The 16198-nt window shown below is 68.2% G+C and carries 14 protein-coding genes; 9 read left to right on the top strand and 5 right to left on the bottom strand.

Features of this window, described 5'->3' with window-relative positions; all coding sequences use genetic code 11:
• Window positions 1–30: 30 nt before the first annotated feature.
• The 3 genes from A4F85_RS18215 to A4F85_RS30915 all read right to left on the bottom strand — a co-directional run bounded on the left by A4F85_RS18215 (window position 31) and on the right by A4F85_RS30915 (window position 3436).
• Window positions 31–1101, bottom strand: a complete 1071-nt coding sequence (locus A4F85_RS18215; RefSeq protein WP_063327367.1) for a FecR domain-containing protein — start codon at window positions 1099–1101, stop codon at window positions 31–33.
• Window positions 1101–1598, bottom strand: a complete 498-nt coding sequence (locus A4F85_RS18220) for a sigma-70 family RNA polymerase sigma factor (protein ID WP_013804342.1) — start codon at window positions 1596–1598, stop codon at window positions 1101–1103. The genes A4F85_RS18215 and A4F85_RS18220 overlap by 1 nt, the downstream gene beginning before the upstream one ends.
• A gap of 212 nt (window positions 1599–1810) precedes the next feature.
• Window positions 1811–3436, bottom strand: a complete 1626-nt coding sequence (locus tag A4F85_RS30915) for a pseudouridine synthase (RefSeq protein ID WP_231890576.1) — start codon at window positions 3434–3436, stop codon at window positions 1811–1813.
• Window positions 3437–3993: 557 nt separating this feature from the next.
• Here A4F85_RS30915 and A4F85_RS18230 point away from each other — a divergent pair.
• A complete protein-coding gene (locus tag A4F85_RS18230) occupies window positions 3994–4533 on the top strand; it encodes a hypothetical protein (protein ID WP_013804344.1) in 540 nt (179 codons plus the stop codon).
• 17 nt (window positions 4534–4550) lie between these two features.
• Here A4F85_RS18230 and A4F85_RS18235 read toward each other — a convergent pair whose 3' ends face one another.
• A complete protein-coding gene (locus tag A4F85_RS18235) occupies window positions 4551–5417 on the bottom strand; it encodes an IclR family transcriptional regulator (RefSeq protein WP_013804345.1) in 867 nt (288 codons plus the stop codon).
• Between the two features lie 57 nt (window positions 5418–5474).
• On the opposite strand from A4F85_RS18235, the gene A4F85_RS18240 reads away from it, so the two are divergent.
• From A4F85_RS18240 to A4F85_RS18250, 3 genes are read left to right on the top strand one after another with little or no spacing between them, the layout of a single operon-like run.
• Complete coding sequence (locus tag A4F85_RS18240; RefSeq protein ID WP_063327368.1) at window positions 5475–6644, top strand: acyl-CoA dehydrogenase family protein; 1170 nt, start codon at window positions 5475–5477, stop codon at window positions 6642–6644.
• A gap of 14 nt (window positions 6645–6658) precedes the next feature.
• On the top strand, window positions 6659–7648 hold the full coding sequence (locus tag A4F85_RS18245; protein ID WP_063327369.1) for a Bug family tripartite tricarboxylate transporter substrate binding protein: 990 nt from the start codon (window positions 6659–6661) through the stop codon (window positions 7646–7648).
• Window positions 7648–8856: a CaiB/BaiF CoA transferase family protein gene (locus tag A4F85_RS18250; RefSeq protein ID WP_063327370.1), complete on the top strand. Its 1209-nt coding sequence runs from the start codon at window positions 7648–7650 to the stop codon at window positions 8854–8856. Before A4F85_RS18245 ends, A4F85_RS18250 begins: the two co-directional genes overlap by 1 nt.
• A gap of 28 nt (window positions 8857–8884) precedes the next feature.
• Here the strand turns inward: A4F85_RS18250 and A4F85_RS18255 are convergent, their stop codons facing one another.
• Window positions 8885–9613 carry a Crp/Fnr family transcriptional regulator gene (locus tag A4F85_RS18255; RefSeq protein ID WP_012203091.1) on the bottom strand — a complete coding sequence of 243 codons (729 nt, stop codon included), beginning with the start codon at window positions 9611–9613 and terminating at the stop codon, window positions 8885–8887.
• Between the two features lie 319 nt (window positions 9614–9932).
• Between A4F85_RS18255 and A4F85_RS18260 the strand changes: the two genes are divergently transcribed.
• The 5 genes from A4F85_RS18260 (at window position 9933) to A4F85_RS18280 (ending at window position 16092) form a co-directional block, all read left to right on the top strand.
• On the top strand, window positions 9933–11870 hold the full coding sequence (locus A4F85_RS18260; protein ID WP_013804349.1) for an AMP-dependent synthetase/ligase: 1938 nt from the start codon (window positions 9933–9935) through the stop codon (window positions 11868–11870).
• A 14-nt stretch (window positions 11871–11884) separates the two neighbouring features.
• Window positions 11885–12670: an ABC transporter ATP-binding protein gene (locus tag A4F85_RS18265; protein WP_012203089.1), complete on the top strand. Its 786-nt coding sequence runs from the start codon at window positions 11885–11887 to the stop codon at window positions 12668–12670.
• Between the two features lie 10 nt (window positions 12671–12680).
• The gene (locus A4F85_RS18270) at window positions 12681–13610 is read left to right on the top strand and encodes a branched-chain amino acid ABC transporter permease (protein ID WP_012203088.1); all 930 of its coding nucleotides are present in this window, start codon (window positions 12681–12683) and stop codon (window positions 13608–13610) included.
• 21 nt (window positions 13611–13631) lie between these two features.
• The gene (locus tag A4F85_RS18275) at window positions 13632–14696 is read left to right on the top strand and encodes a branched-chain amino acid ABC transporter permease (protein ID WP_012203087.1); all 1065 of its coding nucleotides are present in this window, start codon (window positions 13632–13634) and stop codon (window positions 14694–14696) included.
• Between the two features lie 79 nt (window positions 14697–14775).
• Window positions 14776–16092, top strand: coding sequence for an ABC transporter substrate-binding protein (locus A4F85_RS18280; RefSeq protein ID WP_063327371.1), 1317 nt, complete (start codon window positions 14776–14778; stop codon window positions 16090–16092).
• The last annotated feature ends 106 nt before the right edge of the window (window positions 16093–16198 follow it).

Here is a 16198-nt window from a genome sequence, read left to right on the forward strand (position 1 = left end):
GCAAAAAAATGCGAAAAGGAAGAAAAAGCCTCAGCCGCGCGCCTGCACAGGCTCCACCACCACCCACCAGCGCGTGCGCCAGCGCAGTTGCACGGGCAGCGCACCGGGCAGCATGGCCAGCACGGCGTCCGTGCCATCGATGCCGCCTTCGTCCAGCGGGAACACACCCGAGAACCGCAGCCCGGCCACGGCCGGATCGGCGTGCAGCCAGCCGGGGCGGTAGCGGTTGAGCTCGGCCAGGAAGTCGTCCAGGCGCTGGTTGTCCACCCACAATTGGCCCCGGCTCCAGGCGTCGTCCGCAGGGCCGGCCGGCTGCACCGTGCTCCAGCCCGTGCGCGTGAAGTCCATGGCCTCGCCCGCCTGCAGACGCCGTGCGGATGCGCCTGTGCCGGCCGTGCGCAGCTCCACGGCGCGCTCGAACACCGCCACGCGCGCACCTGCATGGCTGCTGCGCACCATGAAGCGCGTGCCCAGGGCGCGCACGCGGCCGTGGACGGTCTCCACCACAAAGGGCAGATCGCCCAACGTTCCTGCGGGATGGCCGGTGGTGAACAGCGCCTCGCCGGCCAGCAGGCGCAGCCGGCGTTCGCTGCCGTCGAACTGCAAGGCCACGGCGCTGCCGGGGCCCAGCAGCATGTCCGTGCCGTCGGGCAGGGTCCAGCGGCGGCGCTGCGTGCCCGAGGCGTAGTCGGCCGCCATCTGCTGCCACTGCGGCGTGCGGCTGGCCAGCCAGCCCGCGCCCGCCGCCGTGCCCACCCCCACGAACAGGCCCAGCAGGCGCCGCCGCGCAGCCCGGGGAGCGGCGGACAGGCTGCGATAGCCCGCGCCACCGGCGTTGAGCCCCGTCAGCGCGCCCGTGACGGCCTGCAGATGGGCCCAGGCGCGGCCATGGTCGGCGTCTTCATCGAGCCAGCGCTGCCAGCGCGCGCGGTCGGCGGCCGAGGCCTGGCCCGATTGCAGCAGCGCAAACCAGCCGGCCGCCGCCCGCGCCACGCCGGCCGGCAAGGGCCGGCCCAGCGCCTGGGGCGCCTGGATACTGCTGCCGGGTAGCGGCGCGGCGCTGGACAGGCGCCGAGGATCGGAAGGAGGCACCGGCGCCATCAGGACAACGCCAGCACGAAGCAGCGCTCATAGCCCTGGGCCAGATAGCGCTTGACGCTGGTCATGGACACGCCCAGGCGCGTGGCGATGTCCGCATAGCTCAGGCCTTCGAGGTGGGCCAGCAGGAAGGCCTCGCGCACCTTGGGCGCCAGCGCGTCCAGCGCCTGGTCCACGGCCTGCAGCGATTCGAGGGCGATCAGCCGCTCTTCGGGCGAAGGGGCAAGTTCAGCGGGCAACAGGGCCAGGGTGTCGAGATAGGCGCGCTCCAGCAGCCGGCGCCGGTGCTGGCGGATCACAAGATGGCGGGCCACGGTGGCCAGAAAGGGGCGCGGCTGCTCGATGCGGCCGGCCATGCCCGAGGTGATCACGTTGACGAAAGTGTCGTGCGCGATATCGGAAGCCTCGAACACATTGCCCAGCTTGCGGCGCAGCCAGCCTTGCAGCCAGCCGTGGTGTTCGACATAGAGGGTGTGTACGGGATCGGCCGGTGCGCGCATGAAAAGACGGACGCGCCCCGGACTGGCGTGCCGCAGCGCTGAAGCTCGTTTGAGAATGGTTCGCATTCTAAACACGAGCCGTGCGCTCACTGAAACCGGCGCGGCCCAAGACCAGAGACACCAAGCAAGGGCCGCCCCGCCGCGAGGGTGTCGTCCCCCTCCCCCGCGAAGCGGGTAGAGAGGGGGAAGCGGCGCAAGCCGCTCAGGGGGTGCTAAAAGCCTTCGTGTGCACCCAGGTAGCGCCACTGGCCCACAGGCAGGTTGCCCAGCGTCACGCGTCCGATGCGGATGCGCTTGAGGCCCACCACGCGCAGGCCCACCAGTTCGCACATGCGGCGGATCTGGCGCTTCTTGCCTTCGGTCAGCACAAAGCGCAGCTGCTCGGGGTTCTGCCAGTCCACCTTGGCGGGCTTGAGTGCCTCGCCATCGAGCGACAGGCCATGGCACAGGCGTGCCAGCTGTTCGGCCGGGAACACGGATTGCACGTCGATGTCGCGGTCGCCGTAGGTCACGCGCACCAGGTACTCCTTGTCCATCTCCGAGTCTTCGCCAATGATCTGGCGCGCCACGCGGCCATCCTGGGTCATGACCAGCAGGCCCACGGAGTCGATGTCCAGCCGGCCGCAGGGAGCCAGGCCCTTGAGCTGCGCGAAGTTGAAGCGCGTGCGGCTGGTGTCCTGGTTCCAGTGGTTCTGGGGCGTGACCAGGACCACGGCGGGCTCGTGCCCGTCCTCGGCCTGGCCGCTGACATAGCCCATGGGCTTGTGGATCAGGATGGTGACCTGCTGGTCCTGGCGCTCGCGCGCCTCGCGCTCGACGGTGATGCGGTCGGCCGCCACCACGTTCTGGCCCATCACGGCGAGTTCGCCGTTGACGCGGACCCAGCCCTTGTCCACCCACTCGTCGGCCTCGCGGCGCGAGCACAGGCCCATGTCGGCCAGGCGCTTGTTGATGCGCACGCCACCGGGAACCTGCTCCTGCAGCGGCTCGGGAGCACGCTTGACGGGGATTTCGCGGCTGGCTCCACCGTCGGCGGGACGGTAGGTGCGGATGCCGCTGAGCGGACGGTAGGCGGGCTCGGCCTGGGGCGCCTCGTCGCGGCGCGGGCCACGGGCGTCATCACGGCGGGGACCACGGGCGTCGTCGCGGCGCGGTCCGCGCGCATCGTCACGGCGGGGGCCACGGGCGTCGTCACGGGGACGGTCGCGGAAACCACCTTCACGCGGGCCGTCACGGGGTCCATCGCGCTGGCCGTCACGTTGGCCATCGCGCTGACCATCACGCGGACGCTCATCGCGCTGGCCATAGGGCCGGTCGCGGCGATCGTCCGGGCGGGGCGGGCGCGGGGGGCGGGCATCGCGCGTATCACGGGCATCGCGCATGTCGCGCTGCTCGCGCGGGGCACGGTTTTCGCCGCCGCCCTGTTCGCGCCAGTCGCCACGCGGCTGGGAACGGTCCAGGTCCTCGGCACGGCCGAAACCGCTGCTGCGCGGGCGCTGGTCACGGGCGTCGTCGCGGGGTGCTGCACCGCGGGGGGCATCGCCTCGGGGAGCCGCACCGCGGGCATCGCCGCGAGGGGGGGCATCACGGCGGTCGGAGCGCTCGTAGCGATCATTGCGGCCACCACGGTCGCCGCCACGTTCATTGCGGTCGTTGCGGTCACTGCGCGGGCCGCCGCGTGCGCCCGCAGATTTGCCCGCGCCACCCGAAGGGCGGCGGGCATCGCCAGCCGGCTCGGCCTGTGGCTTTTCGGGGCGGCGCAGCACAGGGCGCGCGGAGGGCGCTGCCGCCTCGTCGGCGCCGGGCCGGGACGGTTTGGAAGAAGTAGGGGATGACATTAGACCGCCATTGTCGCGCGGCAAGGCCCGCAGCGGCTGCGCCCTGCGGCCAATACGGGCATTGCGCTCGGCTATCGGGCGGCTATCGGGCGGCCTGCGGGCAGGCCGCCAGGGCCCCCTTGCCAGCCCCGCCGCCCGGCCCTGCGCCCCGGCGGGCTCGCCATGTTCCGCACCACACATTCATGCCCCATGCAATGCGCCTGGCGGCCGACCCATCCCAATCGCTGTATCCGGCGCGATATGCACAACCGGATGAATCCTCAATGAAAAATCGACAAGAAGCGAATCACATCGGCAAAACATCTTCAATCCGGCCGATTGGGATCTTCCAATGCACGGCATGCGATATGTAAAAAACTGTATTTTATTTGGGCGATTTCATTCATTGGCGATTGCAAATCAACCCATTGGGCTTGCCATTGCCCATACATCTCCCCATAGAATGGCGCCCGTCCAGAAACGGGGGGCTCTTTCGAGACAACAGCCCTTCGCGCAGCGCCTGCTGCGGTATCCAGACCATCCCGCCCGGACTCCCGCCTCATTCAACAAGGAAAACCATGAGCGATACACCCAACCTATCGAATTCCACTCCATTGAAAGAACAATTCAAGGCGCTGCTTATCACCAAGCCGGACTTGACTGGAATCGAGTGGTCCGATATGGAGACCGCCATCGGCCCGAATGCTGAAAAATACCGGCCACTGTGGGAGCGCATGGTCAGCGGGAAAAAGGGCTTTTTCGCATCCATGAGTCCCTGCTGGACCGCCATTCCCTTCATGGGCGTTTCCTGGGCCATTGCGCGCCGCGTCTACGCCTATGCCGTGGTGGCCTTCATCACCCTGTTGATCATCAATCTGCTGATGCCCGGCACGGGCGGCGCCGGGCGCGTGCTCGGCATCGCGGTGGCCATCTCGTTCACGGTCAAGCGCACCTACCTGCAATGGCTGGTCACGCGCATACAGCAGATCAACCAGAGGGGCCTGGTGGGCGCTGCGCGCGAAGAGGCGCTGCGCCAGATCGGCGGCCTGGACCAGAAGAACGGCTGGATCTCCTTCGGCGTGCTGCTGGCCATCGGCATCGTGCTGGCCGCTTTCTGAAGCGCCAGGCCCGCAGATCAGCGGTCCACGGGCAGCCGGTCGCACAGGGCCACCAACTGCGCCAACTGGGGGCCCACATCCCGGATCAGCGTGCGGGCCGGCATTCGCAGGCCCGGCACGGCGCAGTTGAACAGCAGCCGGCGCGACCCGTAGCGGATGCGCGAGGCCGCACCCACGGCGCACACGCCCAGGCCGGAGTCGCCCATGTTGACCGCGAAGCCCCGGGCGGCATAGTGCGCCAGGCTTTCGCTGGCGTTGTCCATGCAGCGCGCATATTCCTCGGGCCGCTGGCTGCGCACGCGGTCCAGGAAGCGCTGCAGTTCCCCGGCATCGAGCTGGGCCAGCCCTGCCCGGCCCATGGCCGTTTCCAGCACGCCGCGCACGGCGCCCACGCCGGGTCGCTTGAGCGTGCCGCCCTCCCAGGCGCAGGTATCCAGATAGACCACATCCAGGTCCATGACCACGCCCACCGACACCGCCCCCTTCACACGGTCGGCCAGCGCCTGCATGGGCAGGCGCAGCGGGCCGAGCAAGGGCGTATTGATCACATAGGGGTAGCCCAGGGCGACGGCGGCCGGGCCGACGAAGTAGCGGTCCAGCCGCTCGTCATGGTCCAGGTAGCCCATGGTCTGCAGGCTGCGGCACAGCCTGGACACGGTGGGGCGCGGCAGGCCCAGGCGGCGGGCCAGCTCGCTGTTGGCATGCGGGCGCGGGTCGCTGACGAAGCACTGGAGAATCATCAGCCCCTTGGCCAGCGTGCCCGCGAAATACGGGTCCTGCTCGCGGATGCGGCAGACATCCTGCGAGTCCCTGGGTTGGTGGGCAATGGGGGTATGGGGCACGTGGCGATTGTGCGGACCACGGCCGCAAAGCCGCAACTGCATTTCAATATTTGAAACTGCATTGCAGCCCTGGTGCCCGCGCTTCCTACAGTGCGGCCCATGAGCCAAGCCCCCATCCCCCTTCCCGCCGACGCCCGCCTGCAGGCGTTGATCGCAGACATCCGCCATTTCGTGCGCCACCGCTGGCATCCGCTGGAGGAGCAGATCGAGCGCGACGACAGCATTCCGCCCGCCGTGGTCCAGGAGCTGCGCGACAAGGGCTATTTCGGCTGGAGCATTCCCCAGGCCTACGGCGGCCTGGGCCTGAGCACCGAGGAGCTGGTGCGCTGCGCCTTCGAGCTGTCCCAGGCCTCGGTGGCGCTGCGGGCCCGCGTGGGCACCAACACCGGCATTGGCTCGGAAGCCCTGGTGGCCGACGGCACCGAGGCGCAAAAGCAGCGCTGGCTGCCGCGCATGGCGCGCGGCGAGCTCACGGGTTGCCTGGCGCTGACCGAGCCGGACGCGGGCTCGGAAGCGAGCAACATCCAGACCACGGCGCGCCGCGAGGGCGACCACTACGTGCTCAACGGCAGCAAGCGCTTCATCACCAATGCGCCGCTGGCCGATGTCTTCACCGTCATCGCCCGCACCGGCGAAGGCAGCACGGGCAGCGAAGGGCTGACGGCCTTCTTCGTGGAGCGCTCGCCAGGCCTGGTGACGGGCCAGCCCTATCGCAAGATGGGCCAGGCGGGCTCGCCCGTGTCCGACGTGCATTTCCAGGACTGCCGCGTGCCAGCCGACCAGATCATCGGCGGGCGCGAGGGCCAGGGCTTCAAGACCGTGATGAAGGTGCTCAACAAGCAGCGCCTGCACCTGGCAGCGCTGTGCACGGGGCCGGCGATCCGCATGCTGGACCTGGCGCTGGCCCATGTGCGCCAGCGCGAGCAGTTCGGCCAGCCGGTGGCGAACTTCCAGCTGGTGCAGGCCATGCTGGCCGACAGCCGCACCGAGATCTTCGCGGCGCAATCCATGATCCTGGAGGCCGCCCGCGCCCGTGACCGGGGCGAGGACGTGGCGCTGTCCGCCTCCATGTGCAAGTACTTCGCCTCCGAGATGTGCGGCCGCGTGGCCGACCGCGCGGTGCAGATGTTCGGCGGCGCAGGCTATGTGGCCGACTTCAGCCCCATCGAGCGCTACTTCCGCGACGTGCGCCTGTTCCGCCTCTACGAAGGAACCAGCCAGATCCACCAGCTCAACATCGCCAAGCTCATGCTGCGCGAGAGCGCCTGACACCGGAGGCCCCCATGACACATCCCCTCACCTCGAAGCACCTGGCCACCCTGGGCCTGCTGGCCGCGCTGTGTGCCTGCGCGCAGGCTGCCCAAACGGCCCAAGCGGCTTTTCCCGATCGGCCCGTGCGCGTGATCGTTCCCTTTCCCGCAGGCGGCAGCACCGACCTCGTGGCCCGCGCGCTGTCGGTGGAACTGGGCCAGGCCCTGGGCCAGCCGGTGGTGGTGGAGAACAAGCCGGGCGCAGGCAGCCTGGTCGGCTCGGAACTCGTGGCCCGCGCCGCGCCCGACGGCTACACCCTGCTCATGGCAGGCCTGAGCAATGTCTTCCTGCCCCATGTGCACGCCAACCTCAAGTGGAACCCGCTGACCGACTACGAGTACATCGGCCTGGTGGCCGACCTGCCCAACGTCATCGCCGTCAACGCCAAGACCCCCTACCGCACGCTGGCCGAACTGGTGGCGGCCGACAAGGCCAGGCCCGGCACGCTGTCCTTCGGCTCGGCCGGCACGGCCACGCCCTCGCACCTGGTCTGCGAGATGGTCAACCACCGGCTCGGCACCAAGATGCAGCACCTGCCCTACAAGGGCAACGCCCCGGCCGTCAACGACCTCATGGCCGGCCACATCCCGGTGATGTGCAACAACCTGGGCGGCACCCTGCCCTACATGCAAGGCGGGCAGATCCGCATCCTGGCGCAGACCGGCAAGAGCCGCTCGCCCGCAGCGCCCGACATTCCCACCTTTGCCGAGCTGGGCGTGGCCGGGCTGGACACCGGCCTGTGGGTGGGCCTGGCCGCGCCCAAGGGCACGCCGCAGCAGATCGTGGCCACGCTCAACCAGGCGCTGGCCAAGGCCATGGCCTTGCCCGAGACGCGCGACAAGCTGGCGCGCCTGGGTGCCACGCCGCTGCCCACGCAGACGGCGGACTTCCACAAGCGCGTGGCCGAAGACCGCCGCGCCTGGGAGCCCGTGCTGAAGAACGTGGACCTGAAAGGCAACTGATGCAGCGCCAAGGCTATCCGCTGGAGGGTGTGCGCATCCTCGACATGGCCACGGTGCTGGCCGCCCCCTTCTCGGCCACGCTGTGCGGCGACCTGGGCGCCGATGTCGTCAAGCTGGAGCTGCCCGGCGGCGGCGACACGCTGCGCAGCCTGGCCCCCGTGCACGACGGCCACGCCGTGTTCTGGAAAACCGCCAACCGGGGCAAGCAGGGCATCTCGCTGGATGTGCGCAAGGCCGAGGGCCGCACGCTGTTCCTGCGGCTGATCGAGGATTTCGACGTGCTCGTGGAGAACTTCCGCACCGGCACGCTGGACCGCTGGGGGCTGGACCTGGCCACCTTGCATGCCCGCAACCCGCGCCTCATCGTGCTGCGCCTGACGGGCTTCGGCCAGACAGGTCCCTATGCGCGCCGGCCGGGCTTTGCGCGCATCTTCGAGGCCATGAGCGGCTTCGCCCACCTCACGGGCGAGGCGGACGGCCCGCCCCAGCACATGAACTACCCGCTGGGCGATGCCGTGGCCGGCCTGTTCGGCGCCTTCTCCATCGCGGCCGCACTGGCCGAGCGCAACGCGCAGCCGCCCGGTGAACGGCGCGGCATGGAGATCGACCTGTCGGCCACCGAAGCCATGCTACGCCTGCTGGACCCGCTGGCGGCCGAGTACCAGCTGGGCGGACAGGCGCGCAGCCGCACGGGATCGTGCGCGGGCTACACGGCGCCCTCCAACGTCTACCGCACGCGCGACGGCGCCTGGCTCACCGTGGTCGCCACGGGCGACGCCATCTTCGCGCGCCTGTGCCAGGCCATGGACCGCGCCGACCTGGCCGCCGACCCGCGCTTTGCGGACAACGCCGCGCGCATCCGCCACCTGCAGGCGCTGGATGCGCAGATCGTGCAATGGTGCGCAGGCCTGGACTGCGCCCAGGCCACGGCCGCGCTGGCCGCGCACGACATTCCGTTCAGCAAGGTCTGCTCGGCCGAGGACGCGCTGCAGGACCCGCATTTCGTGGAGCGCGGCAGCTTCATCACCCTGCCCGACCCCGACCTGGGCCCCCTCACCGCCCCCGCGCCCGTGCCACGCTTCACCGGCCGCCAGGCCCCTTCGCCCCGCAGCGGCCCGGCCACCGGCCAGGACAATGCATGCATCTATGCGGCGTTGGGGCTGGATGCACAGCAGCAGGAGAGGCTGCGGCGCGAAGGCGTGATCTGAGGCCGCAAGTGGGTGGCAGTGGGCAGCGTCAAGCCGCCCGCCGCGCCGCCGCAAACAGCCCGCTGCGCAGCGCTTCCAGGTCGAGCACGCGCAGGCCGCCGTACTCCACGACGATGGCGTTTTCGCGCTGCAGCACGGACAGCGCCTCGTTGACCCGCTGGCGTGACAGGCCCACCAGGTAGGCCAGTTCCTGCTGGGTGATGCGCAGCACCTCGCCCACGCCCGGGTACAGCAGCGGGTGAAAGAGCGCGGCCAGGCTGCGGGCCACGCGCAGATCGGGGTTGGTGAGGCGGTCGATTTCGCGGGCCGAGATGAACTGGCCCAGGCGCTCGTTGAGCTGGCTCATGACGAAGCGGTTGAAACCGATGGAGTGGTCCAGCAGCCAGTGGAAGGTTTCTATGGGCAGGCCGCCGACCACGCTGCGGCGTATGGCCTGCACGTTGTAGCGGTAGGGCTCGCGCTTGACGGCCGTGCCTTCGCCGAACCAGCCGCCCGGGGGCAGGCCGGCCAGGGTCATGCTGGCGCCATCGGCGCCGTCGGTGTTCATCTTGAGCAGGCCTTCGACCACGCCGAACCAGTAGGTGGGCGCGCGGCCGGTGCGGCAGACATAGTCGCCGGGCTGGGCGTCGCCGACGACCAGCGCCTTCTGGGCCCGTTCGCGCTCGGCGGGCTGGAGTACGGCCAGCCAGGGAATGCCTTCGAGTTCCTCGGGCCGGGGCGCGCGGCGGCGCTGGTGCAGTGACAGTTCTTGGCTCATGGAGTCGCGGCGAGGGTGCGCGGATCAATCATCAAAACCACCCAAGCATTGCCCGAGCCCGGTGGCTGGCGTGAGCGGGATTTCCAGAAGGACCGCGGCGCGCGCACATTCCCGGATGCGCAAGCCCCCAAGCGAGACATGAGACCGTTTTGGCACCTTTTGTTACGGCGCGTTTTCCCGATGATGAGTTTCCCGCGGATTGTCGTCAAACAGACACCACGGCGTCAAAGCCAGTCCTAGGATGCAGTCCAAGCCGGTAGGTCACAGCCTGGGCATCTGCACCATGCGACCACCATTCACGAACATCCAAGGACATGGAATGACGACCACGTTCCCGCACCTGCTGCTCCAGCATGCCGCCCAGCGCCCCCAGGCGCCGGCGCTGCGCGAAAAGGAATACGGCATCTGGCAGACCTGGAGCTGGAGCGAGGCCGCCGAGACCGTGCGCCATATGGCCTGCGGCCTGGCGGCGCTGGGCCTGGCACGCGGCCAGAATCTGGCCTTCATCAGCGACAACCGGCCCCATGTCTACATGGGCTTCATTGCCGTGCAGGCGCTGGGCGGCGTACCGATCCCGCTGTACCAGGATGCCGTGGCCGCCGAGATGCGCTTCGTCATCGAGGATGCCGAGATCGACTTCGCCTTTGCCGAGAACCAGGAGCAGGTCGACAAGCTGCTGGAGGTGCGCGAGAGCGTCTCCGGCCTCGGCCACATCATCTATGACGACCCGCGCGGCCTGCGCCACTACGACCAGCCCGGGCTGATCAGCACCGAGGCGCTGCTGCAAAAGGGCCAGGAGTGGGATGCCGCACACCCGGGCGCCTGGGATGCGATGCTGGCCGCGCTGTCGCCCGACGATGTCTCGGTCATCCTCTACACCTCGGGCACGACCGGCAAGCCCAAGGGCGTGTGCCAGACGCACCGCAGCTTTGGCGAGTCGGCACGCGGCGGCGTGCAGGTGGACCGCCTGGGACCCGGCGACAACGTGATCTCCTACCTGCCCCCGGCCTGGGTGGGCGACCACCTGTTTTCCTTCGCGCAGTGGCTGGTGGCGGGCTTCACCATCAACTGCCCGGAGTCGGCCTCGACCGTGTCCATCGACCTGCGCGAGATCGGCCCCAGCTACTACTTCGCGCCACCGCGCATCTTCGAGGGCATGCTGACCTCGGTGTCCATCCGCATGGAGGATGCCGCGCCCTTCAAGCAATGGATGTACGGCCGCGCCATGGCCGTGGCGCGCCGCGTGGGCTCGGACATCCTGGACGGCAAGAAGGTGGGCACGCTGGACCGCCTGAAGTACGCGCTGGGCGACCTGTGCATCTACGGGCCGCTGCGCAATGCCATGGGCCTGTCGCGCATCCGCGTGGCCTATACGGCGGGTGCGGCCATCGGGCCCGAGCTGTTCCGCTTCTTCCGTTCCATCGGCATCAACCTCAAGCAGCTCTATGGCCAGACCGAGACCTGCGCCTATGTGTGCATACAGCGCGACGGGCAGGTGGAGCTGAGCAGCGTGGGCCAGGCCGCACCGGGCATCGAGCTGAAGATCGCCGACAACGGCGAGGTGCTGCTCAAGGGCGTGTCCGTGCTCAAGGAGTACTACAAGCGCCCCGACGCCACGGCCGAGGTGGTGGATGCCGATGGCTGGTTCCACACGGGCGATGCCGGCGTGATCGACGCCAGCGGCCAGCTGCGCATCATCGACCGCGCCAAGGACGTGGGCAAGACCAGCCGGGGCGCCATGTTCGCGCCCAACTACATCGAGAACAAGCTCAAGTTCTTCCCCCAGATCAAGGAGGCGGTGTGCTTCGGCCACGGCCGCGACCAGGTCTGCGCCTTCATCAACATCGACTACGAGGCCGTGGGCAACTGGGCCGAGCGCCAGGGCCTGCCCTATGGCGGCTATGTGGACCTGGCATCGAAGGCCAAGGTGCTGGAGATGGTGGCAGACTGCGTGGCCCAGGTGAACGCCGACCTGGCCGCCGAAGCCGGCATGGCCGACACGCAGGTGGCGCGCTTCCTGGTGCTGCACAAGGAGCTGGACCCCGACGACGACGAGCTGACCCGCACGCGCAAGGTGCGCCGCGGCTTCATTGCCGACAAGTACGGCGTGCTGGTCGATGCGCTGTACACGGGCAAGCGTGAGCAGTTCATCGAGACCCAGGTCAAGTTCGAGGACGGCCGCACCGGCAGCGTCAGCGCCACGCTGTCCATCATCGATGCCAAAACCCATTCGGTGGCTGCCACCGCCAGGGCCTGACCGGAGCCGCTGACATGACCCACAAGAAGATCGGCGATGTCATCCTCGACATCAAGAACATCAGCCTGCGCTTCGGCGGGGTGAAGGCGCTGACGGACATCTCGTTCGATGTGCGCGAGCACGAGATCCGCTCCATCATCGGCCCCAACGGCGCGGGCAAGAGCTCCATGCTCAACTGCATCAACGGCGTGTACACCCCTTCCGAGGGATCGATCACCTTCCGGGGCAAGACCTTCAGCCACATGAACAGCCGCCAGGTGGCCGAGATGGGCGTGGCGCGCACCTTCCAGAACCTGGCGCTGTTCAAGGGCATGAGCGTGATCGACAACATCATGACCGGCCGCAACCTGCAGATCAAAAGCGGCATCCTGATGCAGGCCCTGCGCCTGGGCCCGGCCCAGCGCGAGGAGATCCGCCACCGCGAGTTCGTCGAGCACATCATCGACTTCCTGGAGATCCAGGCCTACCGCAAGACCCCCGTGGGCCAGCTGCCCTACGGCCTGCAAAAGCGCGTGGACCTGGGCCGCGCACTGGCCATGCAGCCGCAGGTGCTGCTGCTGGACGAGCCCATGGCCGGCATGAACGTGGAGGAAAAGCAGGACATGTGCCGCTTCATCCTCGATGTCAACGACGAGTTCGGCTCCACCATCGTGCTGATCGAGCACGACATGGGCGTGGTCATGGACATCAGCGACCGCGTCGTGGTGCTGGACTACGGCAAGAAGATCGGCGACGGCGCACCCGACGAGGTGCGCCAGAACGAAGACGTGATCCGCGCTTACCTTGGCACAGGCCATTGAGGGGACTGACATGGGATTTTTTCTGGAAACCTTGTTCGGCGGCCTCATGGTGGGCACGCTGTACGCGCTGATCGCCATCGGCTTCGTGCTGATCTTCAAGGCCTCGGGCGTGTTCAACTTCGCCCAGGGCGCGATGGTGCTGTTCTCGGCCCTGGCCATGGCGCGCTTTTCCGAGTGGATCCCGAAGTGGATCGGCATGGAGCCGGGCTGGTTCACCAACCTGCTGGCCATCTGCGTGTCGCTGGCCATCATGGTGGTCGTGGCCTGGGTGATCGAGCGGCTGGCGCTGCGCCACCTGGTCAACCAGGAGCCCATCACGCTCTTGATGGCCACGCTGGGCATCGCCTACCTGCTGGACGGCCTGGGCCCGATGATCTTCGGCAGCGCCGTCTACAGCATCAACGTGGGCATGCCCAAGGACCCCATGTTCATCCTCGAGGGCCTGTTCCAGGGCGGCGTGCTGCTGAGCCAGGAAGACCTGTACGCGGCCTGCATCGCCGCGCTGCTGGTGGCCGCGCTCAGCGTGTTCTTCCAGAAGACCAAGACCGGCCGCGCGCTGCGCGCCGTGGCCGACGACCACCAGGCGGCCCAGTCCATCGGCATCCCGCTGTCGCGCATCTGGGTCATCGTCTGGTCGGTGGCCGGCGGCGTGGCCCTGGTGGTGGGCATCATCTGGGGCTCCAAGCTGGGCGTGCAGTACTCGCTGTCGCTGGTGGCCCTGAAGGCCCTGCCCGTGGTGATCCTGGGCGGCCTGACCTCGCTGCCCGGCGCCATCATCGGCGGCCTGATCATCGGCGTGGGCGAGAAGCTCTCCGAGGTCTACCTGGGCCCCATGGTCGGCGGCGGCATCGAGACCTGGTTCGCCTACGGTCTGGCCCTGTGCTTCCTGCTCGTGCGGCCCCAAGGGCTGTTCGGCGACAAAATCATTGATCGCGTTTGACCGTTACGGAGAACTTGCACCATGTTTTATCGTGAGAACGGTCAATTCAAGACGACCTACGCATCCGACCAGCAGATCTTCGGCGTCGCCCAGGACCGCTGGGCCATCGTGGCGCTGCTGGCCGTCGCCTTCCTGGTGATTCCCTTCAGCGTCAGCGACTACACCTTCCAGGCCGTGCTGATCCCCTTCCTGATCATGTCGCTGGCGGCGCTGGGGCTGAACATCCTGGTCGGCTACTGCGGCCAGATCTCTCTGGGCACCGGCGCCTTCATGGCCGTGGGCGCCTACGCGGCCTACAACCTGCAGGTGCGCTTCGAGGGCATGCCGCTGCTGGTGGCCCTGATCGGCGGCGGCGTGCTGGCCATGGTCTTCGGCGTGATCTTCGGCCTGCCCAGCCTGCGCATCCGGGGCCTGTACCTGGCCGTGGCCACGCTGGCCGCCCAGTTCTTCGTGGACTGGCTGGCCAGCCGCGCGGCCTGGGTGACGAACAACTCTTCCTCGGGCTCGGTGAGCGCAGGCCCGCTGTCCATCATGGGCTGGAAGATCGACACGCCCATGGAGAAGTACCTGCTGTGCCTGGGCATCCTGTGCGTGCTGGGCCTGGCCGCCAAGAACCTGGTGCGCGGCGCCATCGGCCGCGAGTGGATGGCCATGCGCGACATGGACGTGGCCGCCAGCGTGATCGGCATCCGCCCGACCTACGCCAAGCTCAGCGCCTTTGCCGTGAGCAGCTTCATCGTCGGCGTGGCCGGCGCGCTGTGGGGCTTCGTTCACCTGGGCGCCTGGGAGCCCGCGGCCTTCAGCCTGGACCGCTCGCTGCAACTGCTGTTCATGATCATCATCGGCGGCCTGGGTTCCGTGGTGGGAAGCATCTTCGGCGCGGCCTTCTTCGTGCTGCTGCCGCTGCTGCTCACCCAGGTGCCGCACTGGATGGGCCTGCCGCTGTCCACGGCCACGGCGACCTACCTGGAGCACATGATCTTCGGTGCGCTGATCGTGTTCTTCCTGATCGTGGAGCCGCATGGCCTCGCCAAGTTGTGGGCCACGGCCCGCCAGAAGCTGCGCGTCTGGCCCTTCCCGCATTGAGTTGATCTGTATCGAGACAGGGCGCCACAGAGTGCCGGATAACCGGGGAATCTTCCCCAGCCAACTAGGAGACAACGTCATGATGTTCAAGAAAGTCGCCATCGCCGCCGCCACGGTCGCTGCTGGAATCGGCGCTCTCGTGGCCACCCCTGCCGCACAGGCCCAGGACCAGTTCGTGCCGCTGCTGGTCTACCGCACGGGCCAGTTCGCGCCGCTGGGCATTCCATGGGCCGATGGCAAGCAGGACTACATCAAGCTGGTCAACGCCAAGGGCGGCATCAATGGCGTGAAGATCGCCTACGAGGAATGCGAGACGGCCTACGACACGGCCAAGGGCGTGGAGTGCTATGAGCGCCTGAAGGGCAAGGGCGGCGGCGCTGCCGGTTTCGATCCGCAGTCCACCGGCATCACGTTCGCCGTGACGGACAAGGCGCCCGGCGACAAGATGCCCATCATCACCACGGGCTATGGCCTGTCGCAGTCGGCCGACGGCAAGGTCTTCGAGTGGAACTTCCCGCTGCTGGGCAACTACTGGACGGCGGCTGATTCCATCATCCAGGACATCCTCAAGAAGGAAAAGGGCAGCCTCAAGGGCAAGAAGATCGCCCTGGTCTACCACGACTCGCCCTATGGCAAGGAACCCATTCCGCTGCTGCAAAAGCGCGCCGCCAAGGAAGGCTTCGACCTGACGCTGCTGCCCGTGACGGCGCCCGGCGTGGAGCAGAAATCCACCTGGCTGCAGATCCGCCAGCAGCGCCCCGACTACGTGCTGCTGTGGTCGGCCGGCGTGATGACGCCCACGGCCGTGCGCGAGGCGCAGGCCACCGGCTACCCGCGCGAGAAGATGTACGCCATCTGGTGGGCCGGCTCGGACCATGACGTGAAGGACATCGGCGCCGGCGCCAAGGGCTACAACACCGTGACCATCCACAACACGGCCGAGCACGACAAGGTGCACGACGAGGTCAAGTCCATGGTCTACGACAAGGGCCAGGGCACGGCCACCGACGCCAAGGAGCTGGGCGCCATGGCCCACACGCGCGGCATGGTGATCTCCATGCTGCAGGTGGAGGCCATACGCACGGCACAGGAAAAGTACGGCAAGGGCAAGGTCATGACCTCCGAGCAGGTGCGCTGGGGCCTGGAGAACCTGAACCTCACGCAGGAGCGCCTCAACGAGCTGGGCTTCGGCAAGATCATCCGCCCCGTCAAGACCAGCTGCGACAACCACCTGGGCACCGACTGGTCGCGCATTGCCCAGTGGGATGGCGCCAAGTGGAAGGTGGTCTCCGACTGGTACCAGGCCGACAAGTCCATGGTCGAACCGCTGGTCAAGGAGTACGCGGACAAGTACGCCAAGGAAAAGAACGTAAAGACTCGGACCTGCACCCCCTGAGGCGCTGACGCGCCTTCCCCCTCTCTCGCTTCGCGGGAGGGGGACGACACCCTCGGTGCGGGGCGGCCCTTCCTCGGTGTCCCTGAGTTGGGGCATGCCCCGCGCA

This window comes from Delftia sp. GW456-R20, assembly GCF_001622915.1.
GTDB lineage: Bacteria > Pseudomonadota > Gammaproteobacteria > Burkholderiales > Burkholderiaceae_C > Comamonas > Comamonas acidovorans.